Here is an 18,354-nt window from a genome sequence, read left to right on the forward strand (position 1 = left end):
ATAGAGAGCACTTTAAGAAAGGTTTTAATTATGACCTTTTGGCGATCGAAAAGCAACCCTATGCTAAGAAACTTGACTAAAGTTACTGTATTACCTTTTATGTTAGGTATTCTGATGATTTCCCCAACATCTGACGAAACATATGATTTTACTCACTATACTACAGATGGAACATCTCTAGATTACAGTGTTGCCCTTCCTAATGAAACTGAAGAAGTTCCATTTGTTTTTAACCCCACCCCACTTACCGGAAAAAATTATACAGGTTTTAAAGAAGCACTCGCTTTTAAAGAATCGAGAGGTGATTACTTAACGATAAACAGTTTTGGTTACCTTGGGAAATACCAGTTTGGAGCATCCACGCTTGACCTTTTAGGTATTACAGATGGATCTGAGTTTTTAGAAGATCCACTACTTCAAGAACAGGCTTTTTTATTAAATGCTTCCCGTAATAAATGGGTTCTAAGACGTGATATTAAGCGTTTTGAAGGACGATGGATTGCAGGAGTACGAGTGACGGAGTCCGGTATACTTGCCGCAGCTCACCTTGCTGGACCTGGCAGTGTGAAGAAATTTTTAAGATCTGGTGGAGAAACAGGTTTTGCAGATGCCTTTGGTACCAACATACGTAGCTATATGAAGCGATTTTCTGGTTATGATGTATCTAATGTGAAAGCAGTAAAATACCCTTCTATTGACAAATTAACGGCTAATCTATAAAGGATATAGCTTAGCTTAAGAATATATAAGACATCCAGTATCGTATAGATGCTGGATGTTTTTTTATACGCTTTCGCGAAAGCGTTATTACTCACACTTAAAACTCTGTCATTGTAGGTGTATAACGAGATAGATACAAGAAGGGACTATCTTTAAAAGGTTGTAAAATGTCAGTTTGTCACTTATGTCGTTGTGGTACTTTTTTCGCTTTAAGCGAGAAAGAATTATTACAAATTAAAACACATATAACATGTCAACAGGAAAAATTAATGTATCGGTAGAGAATATCTTTCCGCTTATTAAAAAGTTCTTATATAGTGATCACGAGATCTTTCTTCGTGAGCTCGTTTCAAATGCAACAGATGCAACACTTAAACTAAAGCACTTAACTTCAATAGGAGAGGCTAGTGTAGATTATGGAAATCCTAAAATTGAGATTAAGATTGATAAAGAAGGAAAGAAACTTCACATTATCGATCAAGGTCTTGGTATGACACAAGATGAGGTTGAAAAGTACATCAACCAACTTGCATTTTCTGGAGCAGAGGAGTTTTTAAATAAGTATGAAGAAGGTGCAAAGGATACTGGAATTATAGGTCACTTTGGTCTAGGTTTCTACTCTGCTTTTATGGTAGCATCTACCGTAGAGATTATCACAAAGTCTTATAAAGATGAGCCAGCAGCGCACTGGACGTGTGACGGTAGTCCTAACTTCACACTTGAAGCGGCAGATAAAACAGACAGAGGAACAGAAATCATACTGCACATTGCAGATGATAGCTTAGAGTTTCTTGAAGAAAATCGTATCTCTGGATTACTAGCTAAGTATAACAAGTTTATGCCAGTGCCAATTAAGTTTGGTATGAAAACAGAAACACTTCCTAAGCCAGAAGATGCAAAAGAAGAAGATCCAGCACCTACACAAGAGGTAGATAATATCATCAACAACCCAGAACCAGCATGGACTAAGCAACCTGCAGATCTAAAGGATGAAGATTATAAGAACTTCTATCAAGAATTATATCCATCACAATTTGATGAGCCATTATTCAACATTCATTTAAATGTAGATTATCCTTTTAACCTAACAGGTATTTTATACTTCCCTAAGTTAGGACAGGATATGAACATGCAGAAGGATCGCATACAGTTATATCAAAACCAAGTTTTTGTAACAGATAATGTAGAAGGTATTGTTCCAGATTTCTTAACAATGTTGCGCGGAGTAATAGACTCTCCAGATATTCCACTTAACGTATCACGTAGCTATTTACAAGCAGATGGTGCCGTAAAGAAAATCTCTGGTTATATCTCACGTAAAGTAGCAGATAAGCTTAAGTCATTATTTAATAGCGATAGAGCAGATTTTGAGAAGAAATGGAATGACATTAAACTCGTAATCGAGTACGGAATGTTATCTGAAGATAAATTCTTTGAAAAAGCAGATAAGTTTGCTTTATACCCTACAGTAGATGATTCTTACTTTACATGGGAAGAGCTTGAAGCAAAAATAAAAGACAACCAGACCGATAAGGATGGTAAAATGGTGGTGCTTTATGCAAGTGATAAAGATGCACAACACTCATACATAGAAAGTGCAAAAGCAAAAGGATATGAAGTACTATTACTGGATACTCCTATTGTACCGCACTTAATCCAAAAACTGGAGACAAGTAAAGAGAATGTGAGCTTCGTACGTGTAGATGGAGATCATATCAATAACCTAATCAAGAAAGAAGAAGAAGAGATTTCTAAACTTTCTGATGAGGAGATGGAAACTGTAAAAACTACCATTACTGAGGCGATAGGAACTACTTCTTATACGGTTCAAGTAGAAGCAATGGATAGTAATGATGCGCCATTTATCATTACACAACCTGAGTTTATGCGTCGTATGAAAGAGATGCAGCAAACTGGCGGTGGCGGTATGAACATGTTTGGTAATATGCCAGAGATGTACAACCTCGTAGTAAATGGTAATCATGCACTTGTGTCAGAAATTCTTAATGCAGACTCAGAAGACACTAAGAAGCGTTTAATCACGCAATCATTTGATCTAGCAAAGCTTTCTCAAAACCTACTTAAAGGTGAGGAGCTTACTAGCTTTATCAAACGTTCTTACGAGATGATTAAATAATTTTACTCGATATTATTTATATCTAGTAAGAAGTAAATTATATAAAAGCCACTTTTCATTTATGGAAAGTGGCTTTTTGATTTTATAAAAACGTAACTTTTTAAGTAGCTTACCGTCTTATGAGATAGTAGGGTAATAACTTCGCTCGCTACTGTGCAAGAAACTACATTTAATAAACAATAAAGATTATGTCACTCACTCCATCTAATATGCTCGAGCTGGGCACAAAAGCCCCAGAATTTCAACTTATAGATACCGTTACTAACCAGCTGTGTAGTTATCATGATATTAAAGGAGAACGCGGTACTGTGGTGATGTTTATATGTAATCACTGTCCTTTTGTTATTCATGTGATAGATGAGATTGTGCGTATCGCAAATGATTATCGCGTGCTTGGTTTTGGATTTGTTGCCATAAGCAGTAATGATATCGTTAAGTATCCTCAAGATGGGCCAGAGATGATGTGGCAGAATGCTCGTAAAAACAGCTTCACATTTCCTTATCTACTTGATGAAACGCAAGAGGTAGCAAAAAACTATAAGGCGGCATGTACTCCAGATCTCTATGTTTTTGGACCTAATGACAAGCTCGTGTATCGTGGTCAGCTTGATAATAGTCGTCCGGGTAATGGAATTCCTGTAAATGGACGTGACCTTAGAGAGGCGCTAGATAACATTTTCAATAGTAAGCCACAATCTACCCTCCAAAAGCCAAGTATGGGTTGTAATATCAAGTGGAAATCATAAATAGTGTAGTAGGATTAGTACGCTTTCGCGAAAGCGTGACTCAATAAATTTATCTTTTAAAATTCTTAAATATCAGTAAGCGTTAGGATCACAGTATACAGGTAAGCCGAAAGTAAAGACCGCAGAATCAAAGTAGTGCCACTTAAAATTAAGTTTTTAGGTGCTAGATTTTTTGCTCTCCCTTTTTCTGCTATTTTTACGTAAATCCTAGACTATTGGAAATTTTAGAAAATCTGCGCATCTTAGACGGTATCGATATCTTTCTCGTTGCTACCTTGATGTTTTACTTATACAGGCTCGTTAAGGGTACAGTAGCTATAAATATATTTATAGGTATTGTGGTAATTTACCTTATCTGGCAACTCACAGTACTTCTCAAAATGGAAATGCTTAGTACTATACTAGGGCAGTTTATAGGCGTAGGTATGTTTGCGCTCATTGTAGTGTTCCAGCAAGAGATTAGAAAGTTTTTATTACTCATAGGAAGCACAAACCTCACGAAGGGCGGACTATTTAAGAATTTTAATTTTTCAAAAAAAGAAGGTGTTCTCAATCTAGATATTCATGCAATTCTAGGAGCTTGTGAGAATATGAGTAATACAAAGACAGGTGCACTTATCATTATAAGGAGAGCAACAAGTCTTGAGTTTGTAAAAGATACGGGAGACCGTATGGAGATTGAGGTAAACAGACCTATTATAGAAAGTGTTTTCTATAAGAACTCTACGTTACACGATGGTGCAATGATTATTGAGGATAATAAAATAACAGCAACTCGTGTAATTTTACCTGTAACTCAAGAACGCAATATTCCTTTACGCTTTGGACTTAGACACCGAGCAGCTGTAGGTATTACAGAAAAAACAGATGCACTTGCACTAGTGGTAAGTGAAGAAAGTGGTGCTATAAATTATATAAAGGATGGTGAGTTTGTACTCTTTGATACTATAGATGAGCTGCGTGTTTTATTAGAAGAAGAATTGATGTAACGCTATGTCTAAAAAACCATCAGATAATAGTAAAATAGATAAAAAGAGTAGTACGCCTGCTAAAAAAAGGAAAGATGCTCTCATAGTTTCTGATCACTGTAAAAACTGCGGAACCCCATTACAACTAGACCAGCGATTCTGTTCTCATTGTGGAGCAAAGCGTATGTATAACAGACTCAATACACGTAATCTTCTAGAGGACTTCACAGAGCGTTTTCTCAATATTGAGAATGTATTTTTAAAAACCTTTATCGTATTATTTACTGCACCAGAAGATGTAATTCATGGCTATGTAGAAGGTCTTAGAAAAAGGTACATGTCTGCTTTTGGGTATTTTGCTGTAGCACTTACCATCACGAGTATTTATACCTTTTTCTTTAGAAATTGGTTTATTGATTCTGAGAGTTTCTCTGAGTTTTCAAATGGATTTGCTAGCGGATTCAAATCCCCTGATACTACAATATTGAGTGATTACATGGACTTTGTGTTTGATTATCAAAGTCTCTTCAGTTTTCTGTGCATTCCGCTGTATGCTGTAATCTCAAAACTGGTTTTTTGGAACTATAAGCAATACAACTTTATAGAACATATAGTCATCTATTTATACACCTATTCTCAGGTTCAGATTTTGATGTCTGTACTTGGTATGCTCTTCATCTGGTCAAATATGGCGCAAATAATTTTAGGAGTGGTGACTAGTGTGTTTCCTATAATTTATACGATTTATGTACTCTATAGGATATTTGACTTAACAATAGAAAAGGCTATACTTAAAACTATACTATTTCTAGCTATACTATTACCGTTATCATGCCTTTTTATGAGTGCCGTGGGCGGGATTATGTATGCCACTGGTATGCTTGATGAGTTTGTAGCAGATGTAAAACAGCAATCTGAAATAGCCAGAGCAGCTAGAGAAGCCGCTGCAAAAGCAAAGGACTCCATACGTGCAGATAGTATCAAAGCAGCTGTGCAAATCGTAAAAGATACTCTTAACTAATCTTTTGAATATTAAAACCAACCTATGTCTAAGTTATCTCGCGCTGAGAAAAAAGCTCTAAAAAAGAAACAGAACCAATTAGAAGTAAAGGACACCTGTATAAATTGTGAACAATTTATAGCGCTAGATCAAAGGTTTTGCTCACACTGTGGTGGTAAGCGTATTTACAATAAACTCACGTGGCGTAACTTACTAGAAGATTTCTTTGACAGGTTTTTCAATCTTGAAAATTCCTTTGTAAAAACATTTGTGGCGCTGTTTCGCCAGCCAGAAGACGTAATAGGTGGTTACATAAATGGAATGCGCAAGAAGTACCTTCCTGCTTTTAGTTACTTTGCGATTGCGATCACATTTACTAGTTTTTATTATTACTTACTTAAGGGTTGGTTTTGGGATAACTATATGACTGCACAAAAGCTTGTTAATGATGAGTCTATATCCCAGACACAGCTAGAGCTACAAGAAAGTATTTCCACTCTTCTTATGGAGAATCAATCACTATATATGTTTTTGATAATTCCTTTTTTTGCATTAATGTCTAAAATTGTCTTTTGGAATTATAAAAAATATAATCTAGTAGAGCACTTTGTAATCTATTTATATGTCTACAGTCACTTCTCTATGATAAGTGTTGTAATGCAAATTGCATTTATCTGGAGTCCTACTGTACTTAATATTCTAAGTGTAGTAGTATTTTTATTAATGCTATTTTATACTGTTTACGTACTTAAAAGACTGTTTAAACTCACCATGACGAGTGTACTTGTAAAGACGCTCTTTTTCTTTTTAATATTTACAGTTTTTTCTTGTGTGTTGAGCTTGCCATTAGTTGCCCTAAGTTTTAAGTCTGCAATTAATGTGAATCAAAACGGTCAAAAAGAAATAGACGACAGCAATTTTATAGGTAAAATTTTGAAATTCAGCCAAGAACAGGCAGAGCAAAAAATAAAACAAGACTCCATAAAACAAGACAGCCTTAAACGTCTAGAGTATGAGCTGGAGATCACTCCAGATATGATTAAAAATAGACCTCAGTAGGAGTACGCTTTCGCGAAAGCGTAGTAAAAATACTTTTTCTCATAAATCTCTCTTAAACGAGCAATGATTGTTAGTATATATAAGGTACTTTGATAGACGCAGCATAAGATTATATATGAAACTACTTAAAAGAGAACTTACCAACAACGAAATCCTATTCTACGTAAGGCGTGCCTTGTGGATTCTCTTTGCGTGGATGCTGGTTGCAAATATTATTTTCCTTTATGACTACGCAACACTCGTATCTGCAGATGCGCTTACGTCAGATTTTGATTTTGAAGTTTCCTTCAAGGCAAATCTACTAGTGTCAATAATGGCAGGTTTAATAGGAGGGATTTTTACCGTAAATATTATGGAGCTGTGGCTGCGTAAATATGCCTTCTGGAGAGCGCTTATTTACATAACATTACTCTATGTGATTATTGCGTTTATTGTAGGTACCGTAGGAGCATATTACTATTATGCAGATTACCTAGGCTTACAACTTACAAGTGATTTGCTTTATGACCGCGTGATTTCCTTTTATACCGAGCACATATTTATTAAGAATTTTGTGGTGTGGTTGTTTATTGTCATTCTAACGCTCATCATCCTTATGATTAATGATAAGTATGGTCCAGGCGTTTTTCCAGATTACTTGATGGGGCGTTATTTTCATCCTAAAACTGAGACGCGTATTTTCATGTTTGCAGATATTAGAGACGCCACCAGAATTGCCGAAAAGCTGGGCGAACAAGAGTACTTCAATTTCTTAAAAGACTTTTTTAATGATATCGCACCAGCTATTATGCAAACTAAGGGTGAAGTGTATCAATACGTAGGCGATGAGGTTGTCATCACCTGGAAGATGAAAAATGGTGTAAAAAATGCAAATGCCTTGCGCTGCTATTATCGTATGAAAAATACCATCTACAAGAAATCTGTAAAGTATTACAAGCGTTACAATGCTTTGCCAGATTTTAAAGTTGGCTTTCATTATGGCCAGGTGACTGTGGGGGAGCTGGGTAAAATAAAGAGAGATATCGCCTTTTCTGGAGATGTACTTAATACTACAGCTCGTATCCAGAGCATGTGTAATGAGAAGGGTGTAGATATCCTTGCATCTAAGGCTTTTGCAAACATACTTCCTAAGTTGCCAGGCACTACACGAGTATTATCTATGGGTGATGAGCTTCTTAAGGGTAAAAAGGAGGAAGTTTCGCTAGTGACTTTTGAGCAGGGTAATGTGATTTAATTATTACAGATTTTAGACGCTTTCGCGAAAATGTGCCCAGCGTATCAATAGTAACGTCTAGCTAGCTTCTGCTTGCATAAATTGTACTTCATACAGGTTACGATAATGTCCATCTACCTTAGCAAGAAGTTCTTTATGTGTTCCTTGCTCGATGATTTTACCTTTTTCCATCACAATAATCTGATCTGCTTTTTTAATAGTAGCAAGACGGTGAGCAATCACAATAGAGGTTCTTCCTTTAGTAATTTTATTAATCGCTTTTTGGATTAACTGCTCGCTGTGTGAGTCTACAGATGAAGTAGCTTCATCAAGAACAAGAATTGAAGGATTACTCACATATGCTCTTAAAAAAGCAATAAGCTGGCGCTGGCCGCTAGAAAGCATAGAGCCACGCTCTTTTACATTGTAGTGATAACCATTAGGAAGGCTAGAAATAAATTTATGAACGCCAATAGTCTTAGCACTTTCTATCACCGTTTCTTCAGAAATGTCAGGATTGTTAAGCGTGATATTGTTCAAGATAGTGTCGGCAAATAAGAATACGTCTTGTAATACGACAGCAATCTCATTTCTAAGATTGTTTAGTTTTATGTCTTTAATGTCTGTTCCGTCTAGTAATATCTTACCGCTATCTATCTCATAAAACCTACTAAGCAAGTTAATGATAGTAGATTTTCCAGCTCCCGTAGATCCTACAATAGCAATGGTTTGTCCTGGTGCTGCGGTGAGTGATATTCCTTTGAGTACCTCTTCATTCTCTACATAAGAAAATCTTACGTCTTTAAAGTCTATTTTACCTTGTACGTTGTTAAGTTCTAAGGTTCCTATGTCTTGTATAGAAGACTGTGTGTCTAAAATACCAAAAACACGATTTGCAGCAACCATTCCCATTTGTAAGGTGTTGAATTTATCTGCTATCTGTCTAAGTGGTGTAAAAAGCATCTGGATATAGCTTATAAATGCTGTTATTAATCCTATGGTGATAACATCACTTTGTGCAGCCTTAAGACCACCGTACCACACAATAAGACCTATGGTGACAGAAGTACATATCTCTGCAATAGGGAAGAAGATGGAGTTATACCATACCGTCTTGTTCCACGCATCCATATGTTTTTTATTAATCGCTTGGAATTTTTTATGCTCTATAGCTTCACGGTTAAAAATCTGTACGATTTTCATCCCAGTCACGCGCTCTTGTACAAAAGTGTTGAGGTTTGCTACTTGCGTGCGTACTTCCTCAAAGGCTACTTTCATCGCTTTTTGAAATACACGTGTTGCATATAAAATCACCGGGAAAACAGCAAGAACAATGAGCGTAAGTCTCCAGCTCTCATAAAACATGAATGCAAGCACAACACTCATCTTCAATAAATCTGCAATAATCATAAAGAGACCTTGAGAGAAAATACTTGAGATGGTCTCAATATCACCTACGGCCCTAGTTACTAATCTCCCCACTGCCGACTTGTCAAAATATTGCATCTTGAACGTAAGCATGTGGTCAAAGAGTTTTACTCTTATATCCTTAATTACTTGTTGGCCTATCCAGTTAGAAAAATAAATAAATAGTAATTGAAAGAGAACTTCGCCAAAGAGTACAGCGGCCATGAGCCTCATATAAAAGAATAAGTCATCACTAGACCGTTGTGATATCCCTAAATCTATGGCGTTTTTAAGGAAATATGGGCGTAGTGCAGCACAAAGTGAGAGTACTACGGCAGCTATAGCAGCTATATATAATCTACTGCGATACGGTGTCGTAAAAGCGAGTAGACGTTTAAATAATTGCGTATCAAAAGCTTTTCCTTTAGTCTCTGCCATGATCTTTATAAATTGTTTCTGGGTATAAAATCTCTGTCAAGTATAAACCGCGTCCGGGAACTGATTTTCCAGCCTGTGATCTACTCTTGCCAGTTATTACTTCGTGCATCCATGCGATGTCTCTCTTTCCTTCGCCTATTTCTAGTAAAGTACCTACAATGGCTCGTACCATATTACGTAAAAATCTATTTGCCGTAATGTGAAAATGATACTCATCTTCTGTCTCTATCCACGTTGCACGTGTAATATCACAAAGATAGGTGTTCACGTCAGTATTTGATTTAGAAAAACACTCAAAATCATTATAGTCAAGCAGTATCGCTGCCGCTTTATTCATGGCTTCAATATGCACTTCATTCCGTACTGTTGGGGCGTGATCTGATGTAAAAGGGTTTTTTTCTTTCCCTATGCGATACACATAAGATCTACTAGTGGCGTGAAAACGTGTATGTGCTTTGTCTGCCACTTGAAAAATGCGTTTAAAGGCTATATCTTTTGGTAAAAGACGATTGAATTTATGGATAAGTTTTTCTATGCTTTCTTGAGTAGTAAACTGCTCGCCATCCCAATCAAAATGCGCATACATCTGTGTTGCATGTACACCAGCGTCAGTGCGTCCAGCACCCATGATTTGGACTGGTTTTCTCAAAATCATAGATAGTGCTTTCTCTATCGTTTCTTGCACGGTAACGGCATTAGGTTGACGCTGCCAGCCGTGGTAGTGTTTTCCAAAGTAAGAAAGCTCGATAAAATAACGCACTGTGTTGTATTTTTGTGGCAAATATACGCTTTCGCGAAAGCGCACTCAAATGAAAAAGATACTCCTACTAAGCGATACACATAGTTACATAGATGATCATATCTTGGGTCACGTAGATTGGGCAGATGAGGTCTGGCATGCAGGTGACATAGGTGACTTAAAAGTAACAGATGCTATAGTAAAACGGAAACCGCTACGAGCTGTTTTTGGAAATATAGATGATACAGAAGCACGACAAGAATTCCCTCTCAATAACAGATTTGTATGTGAAGGAGTAGATGTTCTTATCACTCACATAGGTGGATATCCTGGGAGATATTCTCCAGCTATTAGAGATGAGATTTATAGTAACCCGCCTAAGCTTTTTATTTGCGGGCATAGCCACATATTAAAGGTTATGCCAGATAAAAGAAGAGGCCTCCTACATATGAATCCCGGAGCGATAGGTAAGCACGGTTTTCATAAAGTGCGCACTATGCTCAGATTTACGGTTCATTCAGGCAAGATTGAGAATCTTGAGGTGATTGAGGTGGCGCGGTAGTTGTCGCTCTTAGTTATTGATAATCAGTTTGTAAGGCTTATAAGTTAAGCTTTGCATTACTTGAAGCTGACAATGTGGAGGTTTATAACATTTTCGCGCAAGCATATTTGCCTTCCCACTAGTAAATAGTATCTTTGCAGCTCATTAAAAATAAGGATAATGAAAGACGGAATTTACGCAAAGATACATACGCCAAAAGGCGAAATTATTTTAAAATTAGAGCACGAGAAGACGCCAGGAACGGTAGGAAATTTTGTAGCGCTAGCAGAAGGAAACCTTGAGAACTCTCAAAGGCCTCAAGGAACTCCATATTACGATGGTTTGAAATTTCACCGTGTAATTCCTGATTTCATGATTCAAGGTGGTTGCCCACTAGGAACAGGAACTGGTGATGGAGGATATAAATTTGATGATGAGATTCACCCAGACTTAAAGCACGATGCTCCAGGAAAACTTTCTATGGCAAATGCAGGTCCTGGAACAAACGGAACTCAGTTTTTTATTACACACATCCCTACAGACTGGTTAGACGGTAAGCACACTGTTTTTGGAAACGTTGTAGAAGGACAAGAAGTTGTAAATGCAGTGGCGCAAGGTGATGAGATGACAAAAATCGAAATCATTAGAGTAGGAGCAGAGGCAGAAGCTTGGAACGCAGTTGAAGCTTTTAGAACTTTTGAAGGTTCAAGAACAAAACGTGTTGAAGAAGAAAAAGCTGCACAAGCTGCAGAAATCGAAGCGCTAGCAACTGGTTTTGAAACTACAGCTAGTGGACTACGCTACCAGATTATACAAAAAGGAACTGGTGCAAAAGCAGAAAAAGGTAAAACAGTTTCTGTACACTATAAAGGAGCACTTCCTGATGGGACTGTGTTTGATAGCTCGTTTAAAAGAAACCAACCTATTGACTTTCAATTAGGAGTAGGGCAAGTAATTCCAGGATGGGATGAAGGTATTTCTTTATTAAACGTAGGAGATAAAGCACGCTTAGTAATTCCTTCAGATTTAGGATACGGAAGCGCTGGTGCAGGTGGAGTAATTCCTCCAAATGCAACGCTTGTGTTTGACGTAGAGCTTGTTGCTGTAAAGTAATTAGTTTTTGATATATATTTAAAAAAGGTCTGACTTGCGTCAGATCTTTTTTTATGGAATTGAGTCAATAATGCTTTGTATCGCAAAGCTTTGCTATTTTTGATGATATGGAAACACTACAATATCCTATAGGAAAATTTCAAGCACCTGCGCAAATTACTCAAGAGCATCTCACAGCGTGGATTGATACTTTAGACCAATTACCAGCTAGACTACGAGCACTTACAAAGGATTTAAGTGACCAGCAGCTAGATACTCCTTACCGACCAGAAGGATGGACGGTAAGACAAGTGGTGCATCACCTAGCAGATAGCCATCACAATAGTTATATACGTTTTAAATGGGCACTTACAGAAGATAATCCTGTGATTAAGGCGTATGATGAGAAGGCATGGACATTGCTGCCAGATCTAGAAGCATCACCTATAGAATGGTCTTTGCGACATCTTGAGGTGATCCATCATAAACTGGTGCAATTACTCAAAGTAATGACAGAAGCACAGTACAATAGAACTTTCACTCATCCAGATGGAAATAAAGTAGTAACCCTAGAAGAAAACCTAGGACACTACGCATGGCATAGTAACCATCACTATGCGCATATTGAAAACTTAGTGAACAGGAGCAATTGGTAGTGATATGTTTAACGCATAAAAAAAGTCCCACATAGTTCACTATATGGGACTTTTATTTGACAGCAATGTCTAGTTACAAGTAATTACCACTTTATAATGGAGCTAGCCCAAGTGAATCCACTTCCGAAAGCTGCAAGGACAACTGTGTCACCTTCTTTTATTTTTCCATTTTCCCAAGCTTCGGTAAGGGCAATTGGGATAGAAGCTGCGGTTGTGTTACCGTATTTCTGGATATTGTTGTACACTTTATCATCGCTCAACTTAAACTTTTTCTGCACAAACTGCGAGATACGTAAGTTAGCTTGATGAGGGATAAGCATGTCAATATCTGACACCTCTAGGTTATTCTTTTGTAAACCTTCCATAATTACTTCAGAGAAGCGTACTACGGCATTTTTAAATACAAACTGGCCGTTCATATAAGGATAGTAAGGTATATCCTCTTGCGGATTAGCCTCTATAAGCTCAGGAACCCATTGCTCTGTACTTGGCCCTTTAAGGGAAAGCTCTAGTGCATGCTCGCCTTCACTATGTAAGTGAGAAGAGAGAACACCTTTGCTATTGTCCTCTTCACGAGAAAGTACCGCGGCACCTGCACCGTCACCAAATATGACAGACACACTACGGCCACGAGTAGTAAAGTCAAGACCTCCACTATGATTTTCTGAACCTATGACAAGTACATTTTTATACATGCCAGATTTAATAAATTGATCTGCTGTTGCAAGGGCATATATAAAACCAGAACACTGGTTACGCACATCTAGTGCAGGAACCGTCTCCATACCCATCAAGTGTTGTACTTGAACACCACATCCAGGGAAGTAATAGTCTGGACTAAGCGTTGCAAAAACAATCATGTCGATATCCTTGTTTGTCAAGCCTGCACGTTCTATTGCGATTTCGGCAGCTTTTACACCCATTTTGGCAGTAGAGTTGCCATCACCCTTTTTTATATGTCTTCTTTCTTTTATACCTGTACGTTCTTGGATCCATTCATCATTAGTATCCATCAGTTTTGATAGATCATCATTTGTTACGACGTTTTCGGGAACGTATTTACCAAGACCGGTAATTTTAGAATTATACATAGTGTGTGATGTGTGTTTGAAAGAGGGTTTTGTGAGTAGATACGCTTTCGCGAAAGCGTACTAATCAATTTCTCGGGTGTAAAGATACTTTTTTACACGGCGGAGATAAAGCGTAAATGTGTCAATTGCTATGCACGCATAGTTTAATGACATGAGGACATAAAAAAGAGCGCCCGACTAAAAGCGCTCTTTTAAAAAACAACCTAACCAATAAAGTACCACAAAGATTGCGGTACACTTATTACCATTTATGCTACAGAGTCTGTAGCGATATAATTTTTAAAATTATTGACCTTAATTTGTGCCTTTAAGTCATGCATCAAATTATAAAGTCCAAAAAATGTTCTGTTTATATACAAGAAGTGCTTACTTCCTCTATTTCCATTCATTTTGCGTATTTCTGTATCCTTACTGTACTTCTCACTCAGCACTGCTATTTGATCAAAAAAGGTACTGTCTCTAAAATCAAAATCTTCTTGTTGCATGGGTTGTGTAAACAAACTCAACATCTCGTGGAAGAGTGCAGAAAAGAATGTTACAGTATCTGCATCATCATCTTTTCTCAGTATTTCTAGCTGATATAGTTTCTCTTCAAAAACAGCAGGATTATTAATATTTGCAGGCTCTGCTAGTTCGAAATAAGGAATGTAAAAGTCCTCTGGAACATGTTTAATACATCCAAAATCTATTGCGATAAGATTATTATCATTATCTACCATAAAATTCCCAGGATGCGGATCTGCATGTATACGTTTGAGCACATGCATTTGATACATGTAAAAATCCCATAATGCTTGTCCTAATTTATTGGCAGCTTCTTGACTAGTATTATGTGCTACAAATTCGCTTAAGTGCTCGCCATCCATCCAGTCCATAGTAAGGATGCGCTCGCTTGATAACTCTTCGTAATACTTAGGAAAAGTAAGATTAGGTATTGCTGCACAGTCTTCAGTCATGGCAATACTTTGAGCAAGCTCAAGGTTATAATCTGTTTCCTCAAGAAGCTTGTCTTCTATCTCTTTAAAGAACTTTTCTTTTCCTTCACCTTGAAGGTTAAACATCTTTTTTGCAATGGGTTTTACTAATGCCAGATCACTACTGATACTGTCTGCGACTCCTGGATATTGGATTTTCACAGCAAGTTTTTTCCCATTTAATGTCGCTTGGTGAACTTGGCCTATACTGGCCGCGTTCACACTTTGAGCCGCAAACGTATCAAATAGATCTTCTGGATATTTACCTAAATATTTTTTAAATGTCTTACGCACTAAGGGTGCAGAAAGTGGGGGAACTGAAAATTGTGATAAAGAAAATTTCTCTACATATGCTTTAGGCATAATATTTTTCTCCATGCTAAGCATTTGTGCTACCTTAAGTGCACTACCTTTTAAACTCTTTAAGCCGTCATAAATATCCTCAGCATTATCTTCATTGAGTTGATCCTTTGTTAAGGAAGGATTAACCACTTTCTTGCCATAATACTTGGCATAATTTGCGCCTACTTTTACGCCAGTGGTAACGAGCTTAGAGGCTCTCTGGAGTTTATTAGTAGGTATGTGGTCTATTGTTTTCATATATGGAACCCCAAGAGGGATGTGTATTAAAATTTATTATTTAAGAACTTAGTCTTTATGATTTTGAGCCAAAGTTTTCTTTGAACAAGAACTTGCCAAAATCAATAATACTTTCTAAAGGTGTAGTCTCAAAAATGTCGAAAATTGCATTGACAGATTTTTCAATAGCTACATCTGTCTTCTCAAATCCTGGAGAGTTATCACTCATCCAATATTTTAATAAGAATAAGAATTGTACCCATGCTCCTTCGCTAAATAAACGAACAGGATTTTTTGTAATCTTATAGTTCTTATCGTCATTGCCAGCTTCAATAAGGTTTGATGCATATGAAGTGAGATGTCCTCTCAACTCCTTGAGCTGACTCATATTCTTAAGCATGTTTTTGTGCTTGTCTAGAGAAAATAACACATAACTTCTATTTGCTGTGAGCAACTCAAACATCGTAAAGAAGTAAGAAAGCATCTTTTCCTTATTTGGATAGCTGTCATAATCACTGTCCATATGTAGCACAGCTACGGTATTGGTGTGAAAAGCATTCCAAATGCCAGCTTTAAGGTTATCAAAAGATCCAAAGAATTGATAGAATTCTGATTCGTCAATTTTTAGGTCTTTGCAAAATTTATATATAGTCTTTGGCTCCTCTCCATGTTCTAATACATAATCCATATATGCAGAGATAATCATGGTAGAAGTAACTGCTTTCTTTTTGGCAGTTGTTTTTTTAGTCGGTGTCTTTGTAGTTGCCATAATACTTGTTGTTTGATGTAAAGATACATTATGTTTATCGTTGTTGCGATTTGATTAAACAAAAGTTAAGTTAAAATTATTTCAAATTATATGAAACTCTATGACTGTAACAGAGATGCATATTTGACGCTATAGATATATAGGAGAATGTTAGAAGTACGCTTTCGCGAAAGCGTAACAACATTATACACGCATCTGTCTCAAAATATCAAGCTGCATATGCCTAGCTGTGACACCTTGTCATACTTTCTCTAGTGGCATACTCCTTGTCTATTTGTGTTTGTTGAAAATTAATAACACTTAAATACATATATAATGAGTAAAATAATAGGAATTGACTTGGGTACTACCAACTCGTGCGTTGCTGTAATGGAAGGTAACGAACCAACGGTAATCCCTAATGCAGAAGGTAAGAGAACTACACCATCTGTAATCGCTTTTGTAGAAGGCGGTGAGATTAAGGTGGGAGACCCTGCAAAAAGACAGGCTGTAACAAACCCTACAAAGACGGTTGCTTCTATCAAGCGTTTTATGGGAAACAAGTACAGCGATAGTACTAAAGAAGCAGATCGTAGTGCTTACAATGTTGTAAAAGGTGATAATGACACTCCACGTGTTGATATTGATGGACGTTTATACACGCCACAAGAGCTTAGTGCAATGGTTCTTCAAAAAATGAAGAAAACTGCCGAAGATTACTTAGGACAAGATGTAACTCGTGCGGTAATTACTGTACCTGCTTATTTTAATGATAGTCAGCGTCAAGCTACTAAAGAAGCTGGAGAAATCGCAGGTCTTAAAGTAGAGCGTATCATAAACGAGCCTACTGCAGCAGCACTAGCTTACGGACTTGATAAGAAAGATACAGATCAAAAAATCGTTGTATTTGACTTTGGAGGAGGAACGCATGATGTTTCTATCCTTGAGTTAGGTGACGGAGTTTTTGAAGTATTATCTACAGATGGTGATACGCACTTAGGTGGGGATGACGTAGATCAAAAAATTATCGATTGGCTTGCAGATGAGTTTAAGGCTGAGGAAGACATGGACCTTCGTAAAGATCCTATGGCACTACAGAGACTTAAAGAAGCAGCTGAGAAAGCAAAAATTGAGCTTTCATCATCTACATCTACAGAGGTAAACTTACCTTATGTTACTGCAACAGCATCTGGACCTAAGCACTTAGTACGTACATTAAGCCGTGCAAAGTTTGAGGCACTTATTGATGATTTAGTAAAAAGAACTATCGAGCCTTGTCAAACAGCACTTAAGGCTGCTGGATTAAGCACAGGTGATATAGATGAAATTATATTAGTAGGAGGATCTACTCGTATTCCTGCAGTACAGGCAGCGGTAGAAAAATTCTTTGGTAAAGCACCATCAAAAGGAGTAAATCCTGATGAGGTTGTAGCTGTAGGAGCTGCTATCCAAGGAGGTGTACTTACTGGAGACGTAAAAGATGTTTTACTTCTTGATGTAACTCCACTTTCATTAGGTATTGAAACAATGGGTAATGTATTTACAAAGCTTATTGAGTCTAACACTACAATCCCTACTAAAAAGTCACAAGTATTCTCTACAGCGGCAGATAACCAACCAAGTGTTGATATCCACGTACTACAAGGAGAAAGACCAATGGCTGCAGATAACAATACAATAGGACGCTTCCAACTTACAGATATTCCACCAGCACAGCGTGGAGTACCTCAAATTGAAGTTGTTTTTGATATTGATGCAAACGGAATCATTAAAGTTTCTGCAATAGATAAGGCTACTGGAAAATCTCAAGATATTCGTATCGAGGCATCTTCTGGACTTTCTGAAGAAGAAATTGCAAAAATGAAAGCAGAGGCAGAAGCAAATGCTGAATCTGATGCAAAAGCAAAAGAAACTGCAGACAAAATCAATGAAGCAGATGGTATGATTTTCCAAACGGAAAAGCAACTAACTGAATTTGGCGATAAATTATCTGATGATAAGAAGAAGCCTATCGAGGATGCACTTGCAGAATTGAAAGCAGCTTATGAAACGAAGTCTGTAGATGCTATTACTCCGGCGCTTGATAAAATCAACGAAGCTTGGAAAGTAGCCTCTGAAGAAATGTACAAAGCACAAGCAGAAGGAGCTGGACAACCAGGACCTGATGTACAAGCTGGAGGAGATGCAGGAGCAGATACCGCTAGTGATGTGGAAGACGTAGACTTCGAAGAAGTTAAGTAGCCTGT

The 18,354-nt window shown here is 37.3% G+C and carries 16 protein-coding genes; 11 read left to right on the top strand and 5 right to left on the bottom strand.

Features of this window, described 5'->3' with window-relative positions:
- Positions 1–60: 60 nt before the first annotated feature.
- The 7 genes from DCS32_RS11345 (at position 61) to DCS32_RS11375 (ending at position 7,864) form a co-directional block, all read left to right on the top strand.
- Positions 61–720: a peptidoglycan-binding protein LysM gene (locus DCS32_RS11345; RefSeq protein ID WP_108878363.1), complete on the top strand. Its 660-nt coding sequence runs from the start codon at positions 61–63 to the stop codon at positions 718–720.
- Positions 721–970: 250 nt separating this feature from the next.
- On the top strand, positions 971–2,857 hold the full coding sequence (htpG, locus tag DCS32_RS11350; RefSeq protein WP_108878364.1) for a molecular chaperone HtpG: 1,887 nt from the start codon (positions 971–973) through the stop codon (positions 2,855–2,857).
- Between the two features lie 188 nt (positions 2,858–3,045).
- Entirely contained in the window at positions 3,046–3,603 is a 558-nt protein-coding gene (locus DCS32_RS11355) for a thioredoxin family protein (RefSeq protein ID WP_108878365.1), read from the top strand.
- A 215-nt stretch (positions 3,604–3,818) separates the two neighbouring features.
- Positions 3,819–4,592, top strand: coding sequence for a diadenylate cyclase (locus tag DCS32_RS11360; protein WP_108878366.1), 774 nt, complete (start codon positions 3,819–3,821; stop codon positions 4,590–4,592).
- A gap of 4 nt (positions 4,593–4,596) precedes the next feature.
- Positions 4,597–5,592: a DUF3667 domain-containing protein gene (locus DCS32_RS11365; protein WP_108878367.1), complete on the top strand. Its 996-nt coding sequence runs from the start codon at positions 4,597–4,599 to the stop codon at positions 5,590–5,592.
- Positions 5,593–5,616: 24 nt separating this feature from the next.
- Positions 5,617–6,630, top strand: coding sequence for a DUF3667 domain-containing protein (locus DCS32_RS11370; RefSeq protein WP_108878368.1), 1,014 nt, complete (start codon positions 5,617–5,619; stop codon positions 6,628–6,630).
- Between the two features lie 115 nt (positions 6,631–6,745).
- Positions 6,746–7,864 carry an adenylate/guanylate cyclase domain-containing protein gene (locus DCS32_RS11375; protein ID WP_108878369.1) on the top strand — a complete coding sequence of 373 codons (1,119 nt, stop codon included), beginning with the start codon at positions 6,746–6,748 and terminating at the stop codon, positions 7,862–7,864.
- A gap of 57 nt (positions 7,865–7,921) precedes the next feature.
- Here the strand turns inward: DCS32_RS11375 and DCS32_RS11380 are convergent, their stop codons facing one another.
- Both DCS32_RS11380 and truA read right to left on the bottom strand, forming a co-directional pair.
- Positions 7,922–9,688: an ABC transporter ATP-binding protein gene (locus DCS32_RS11380; RefSeq protein ID WP_108878370.1), complete on the bottom strand. Its 1,767-nt coding sequence runs from the start codon at positions 9,686–9,688 to the stop codon at positions 7,922–7,924.
- A complete protein-coding gene (truA, locus tag DCS32_RS11385; RefSeq protein ID WP_108879287.1) occupies positions 9,675–10,448 on the bottom strand; it encodes a tRNA pseudouridine(38-40) synthase TruA in 774 nt (257 codons plus the stop codon). The genes DCS32_RS11380 and truA overlap by 14 nt, the downstream gene beginning before the upstream one ends.
- Before the next feature lie 49 nt (positions 10,449–10,497).
- Here truA and DCS32_RS11390 point away from each other — a divergent pair, with 49 nt between their 5' ends.
- From DCS32_RS11390 to DCS32_RS11400, 3 genes are all read left to right on the top strand, one after another.
- Entirely contained in the window at positions 10,498–10,989 is a 492-nt protein-coding gene (locus tag DCS32_RS11390) for a metallophosphoesterase family protein (RefSeq protein WP_108878371.1), read from the top strand.
- 159 nt (positions 10,990–11,148) lie between these two features.
- Entirely contained in the window at positions 11,149–12,081 is a 933-nt protein-coding gene (locus DCS32_RS11395) for a peptidylprolyl isomerase (protein ID WP_108878372.1), read from the top strand.
- 107 nt (positions 12,082–12,188) lie between these two features.
- Positions 12,189–12,716 carry a YfiT family bacillithiol transferase gene (locus tag DCS32_RS11400; RefSeq protein WP_108878373.1) on the top strand — a complete coding sequence of 176 codons (528 nt, stop codon included), beginning with the start codon at positions 12,189–12,191 and terminating at the stop codon, positions 12,714–12,716.
- Between the two features lie 83 nt (positions 12,717–12,799).
- Here the strand turns inward: DCS32_RS11400 and DCS32_RS11405 are convergent, their stop codons facing one another.
- The 3 genes from DCS32_RS11405 to DCS32_RS11415 all read right to left on the bottom strand — a co-directional run bounded on the left by DCS32_RS11405 (position 12,800) and on the right by DCS32_RS11415 (position 16,129).
- On the bottom strand, positions 12,800–13,807 hold the full coding sequence (locus DCS32_RS11405) for a 3-oxoacyl-ACP synthase III family protein (protein ID WP_108878374.1): 1,008 nt from the start codon (positions 13,805–13,807) through the stop codon (positions 12,800–12,802).
- A 248-nt stretch (positions 13,808–14,055) separates the two neighbouring features.
- On the bottom strand, positions 14,056–15,381 hold the full coding sequence (locus DCS32_RS11410) for an ABC1 kinase family protein (RefSeq protein ID WP_108878375.1): 1,326 nt from the start codon (positions 15,379–15,381) through the stop codon (positions 14,056–14,058).
- A gap of 55 nt (positions 15,382–15,436) precedes the next feature.
- Positions 15,437–16,129 carry a TetR family transcriptional regulator C-terminal domain-containing protein gene (locus DCS32_RS11415; RefSeq protein WP_108878376.1) on the bottom strand — a complete coding sequence of 231 codons (693 nt, stop codon included), beginning with the start codon at positions 16,127–16,129 and terminating at the stop codon, positions 15,437–15,439.
- A gap of 315 nt (positions 16,130–16,444) precedes the next feature.
- On the opposite strand from DCS32_RS11415, the gene dnaK reads away from it, so the two are divergent.
- Positions 16,445–18,349, top strand: a complete 1,905-nt coding sequence (gene dnaK / locus DCS32_RS11420) for a molecular chaperone DnaK (protein WP_108878377.1) — start codon at positions 16,445–16,447, stop codon at positions 18,347–18,349.
- Positions 18,350–18,354 lie beyond the last annotated feature (5 nt).

Source organism: Dokdonia sp. Dokd-P16 (genome assembly GCF_003095655.1).
Classification (GTDB): Bacteria; Bacteroidota; Bacteroidia; order Flavobacteriales; family Flavobacteriaceae; genus Dokdonia.

Coding starts and splice junctions, on each gene's coding strand:
- DCS32_RS11345 (WP_108878363.1), top strand. CDS start 61: ATGCTAAGAAACTTGACTAAAGTTACTGTATTACCTTTTATGTTAGGT.
- htpG (WP_108878364.1), top strand. CDS start 971: ATGTCAACAGGAAAAATTAATGTATCGGTAGAGAATATCTTTCCGCTT.
- DCS32_RS11355 (WP_108878365.1), top strand. CDS start 3,046: ATGTCACTCACTCCATCTAATATGCTCGAGCTGGGCACAAAAGCCCCA.
- DCS32_RS11365 (WP_108878367.1), top strand. CDS start 4,597: ATGTCTAAAAAACCATCAGATAATAGTAAAATAGATAAAAAGAGTAGT.
- DCS32_RS11370 (WP_108878368.1), top strand. CDS start 5,617: ATGTCTAAGTTATCTCGCGCTGAGAAAAAAGCTCTAAAAAAGAAACAG.
- DCS32_RS11375 (WP_108878369.1), top strand. CDS start 6,746: ATGAAACTACTTAAAAGAGAACTTACCAACAACGAAATCCTATTCTAC.
- DCS32_RS11380 (WP_108878370.1), bottom strand. CDS start 9,688: ATGGCAGAGACTAAAGGAAAAGCTTTTGATACGCAATTATTTAAACGT.
- DCS32_RS11390 (WP_108878371.1), top strand. CDS start 10,498: ATGAAAAAGATACTCCTACTAAGCGATACACATAGTTACATAGATGAT.
- DCS32_RS11395 (WP_108878372.1), top strand. CDS start 11,149: ATGAAAGACGGAATTTACGCAAAGATACATACGCCAAAAGGCGAAATT.
- DCS32_RS11400 (WP_108878373.1), top strand. CDS start 12,189: ATGGAAACACTACAATATCCTATAGGAAAATTTCAAGCACCTGCGCAA.
- DCS32_RS11405 (WP_108878374.1), bottom strand. CDS start 13,807: ATGTATAATTCTAAAATTACCGGTCTTGGTAAATACGTTCCCGAAAAC.
- DCS32_RS11410 (WP_108878375.1), bottom strand. CDS start 15,381: ATGAAAACAATAGACCACATACCTACTAATAAACTCCAGAGAGCCTCT.
- DCS32_RS11415 (WP_108878376.1), bottom strand. CDS start 16,129: ATGGCAACTACAAAGACACCGACTAAAAAAACAACTGCCAAAAAGAAA.
- dnaK (WP_108878377.1), top strand. CDS start 16,445: ATGAGTAAAATAATAGGAATTGACTTGGGTACTACCAACTCGTGCGTT.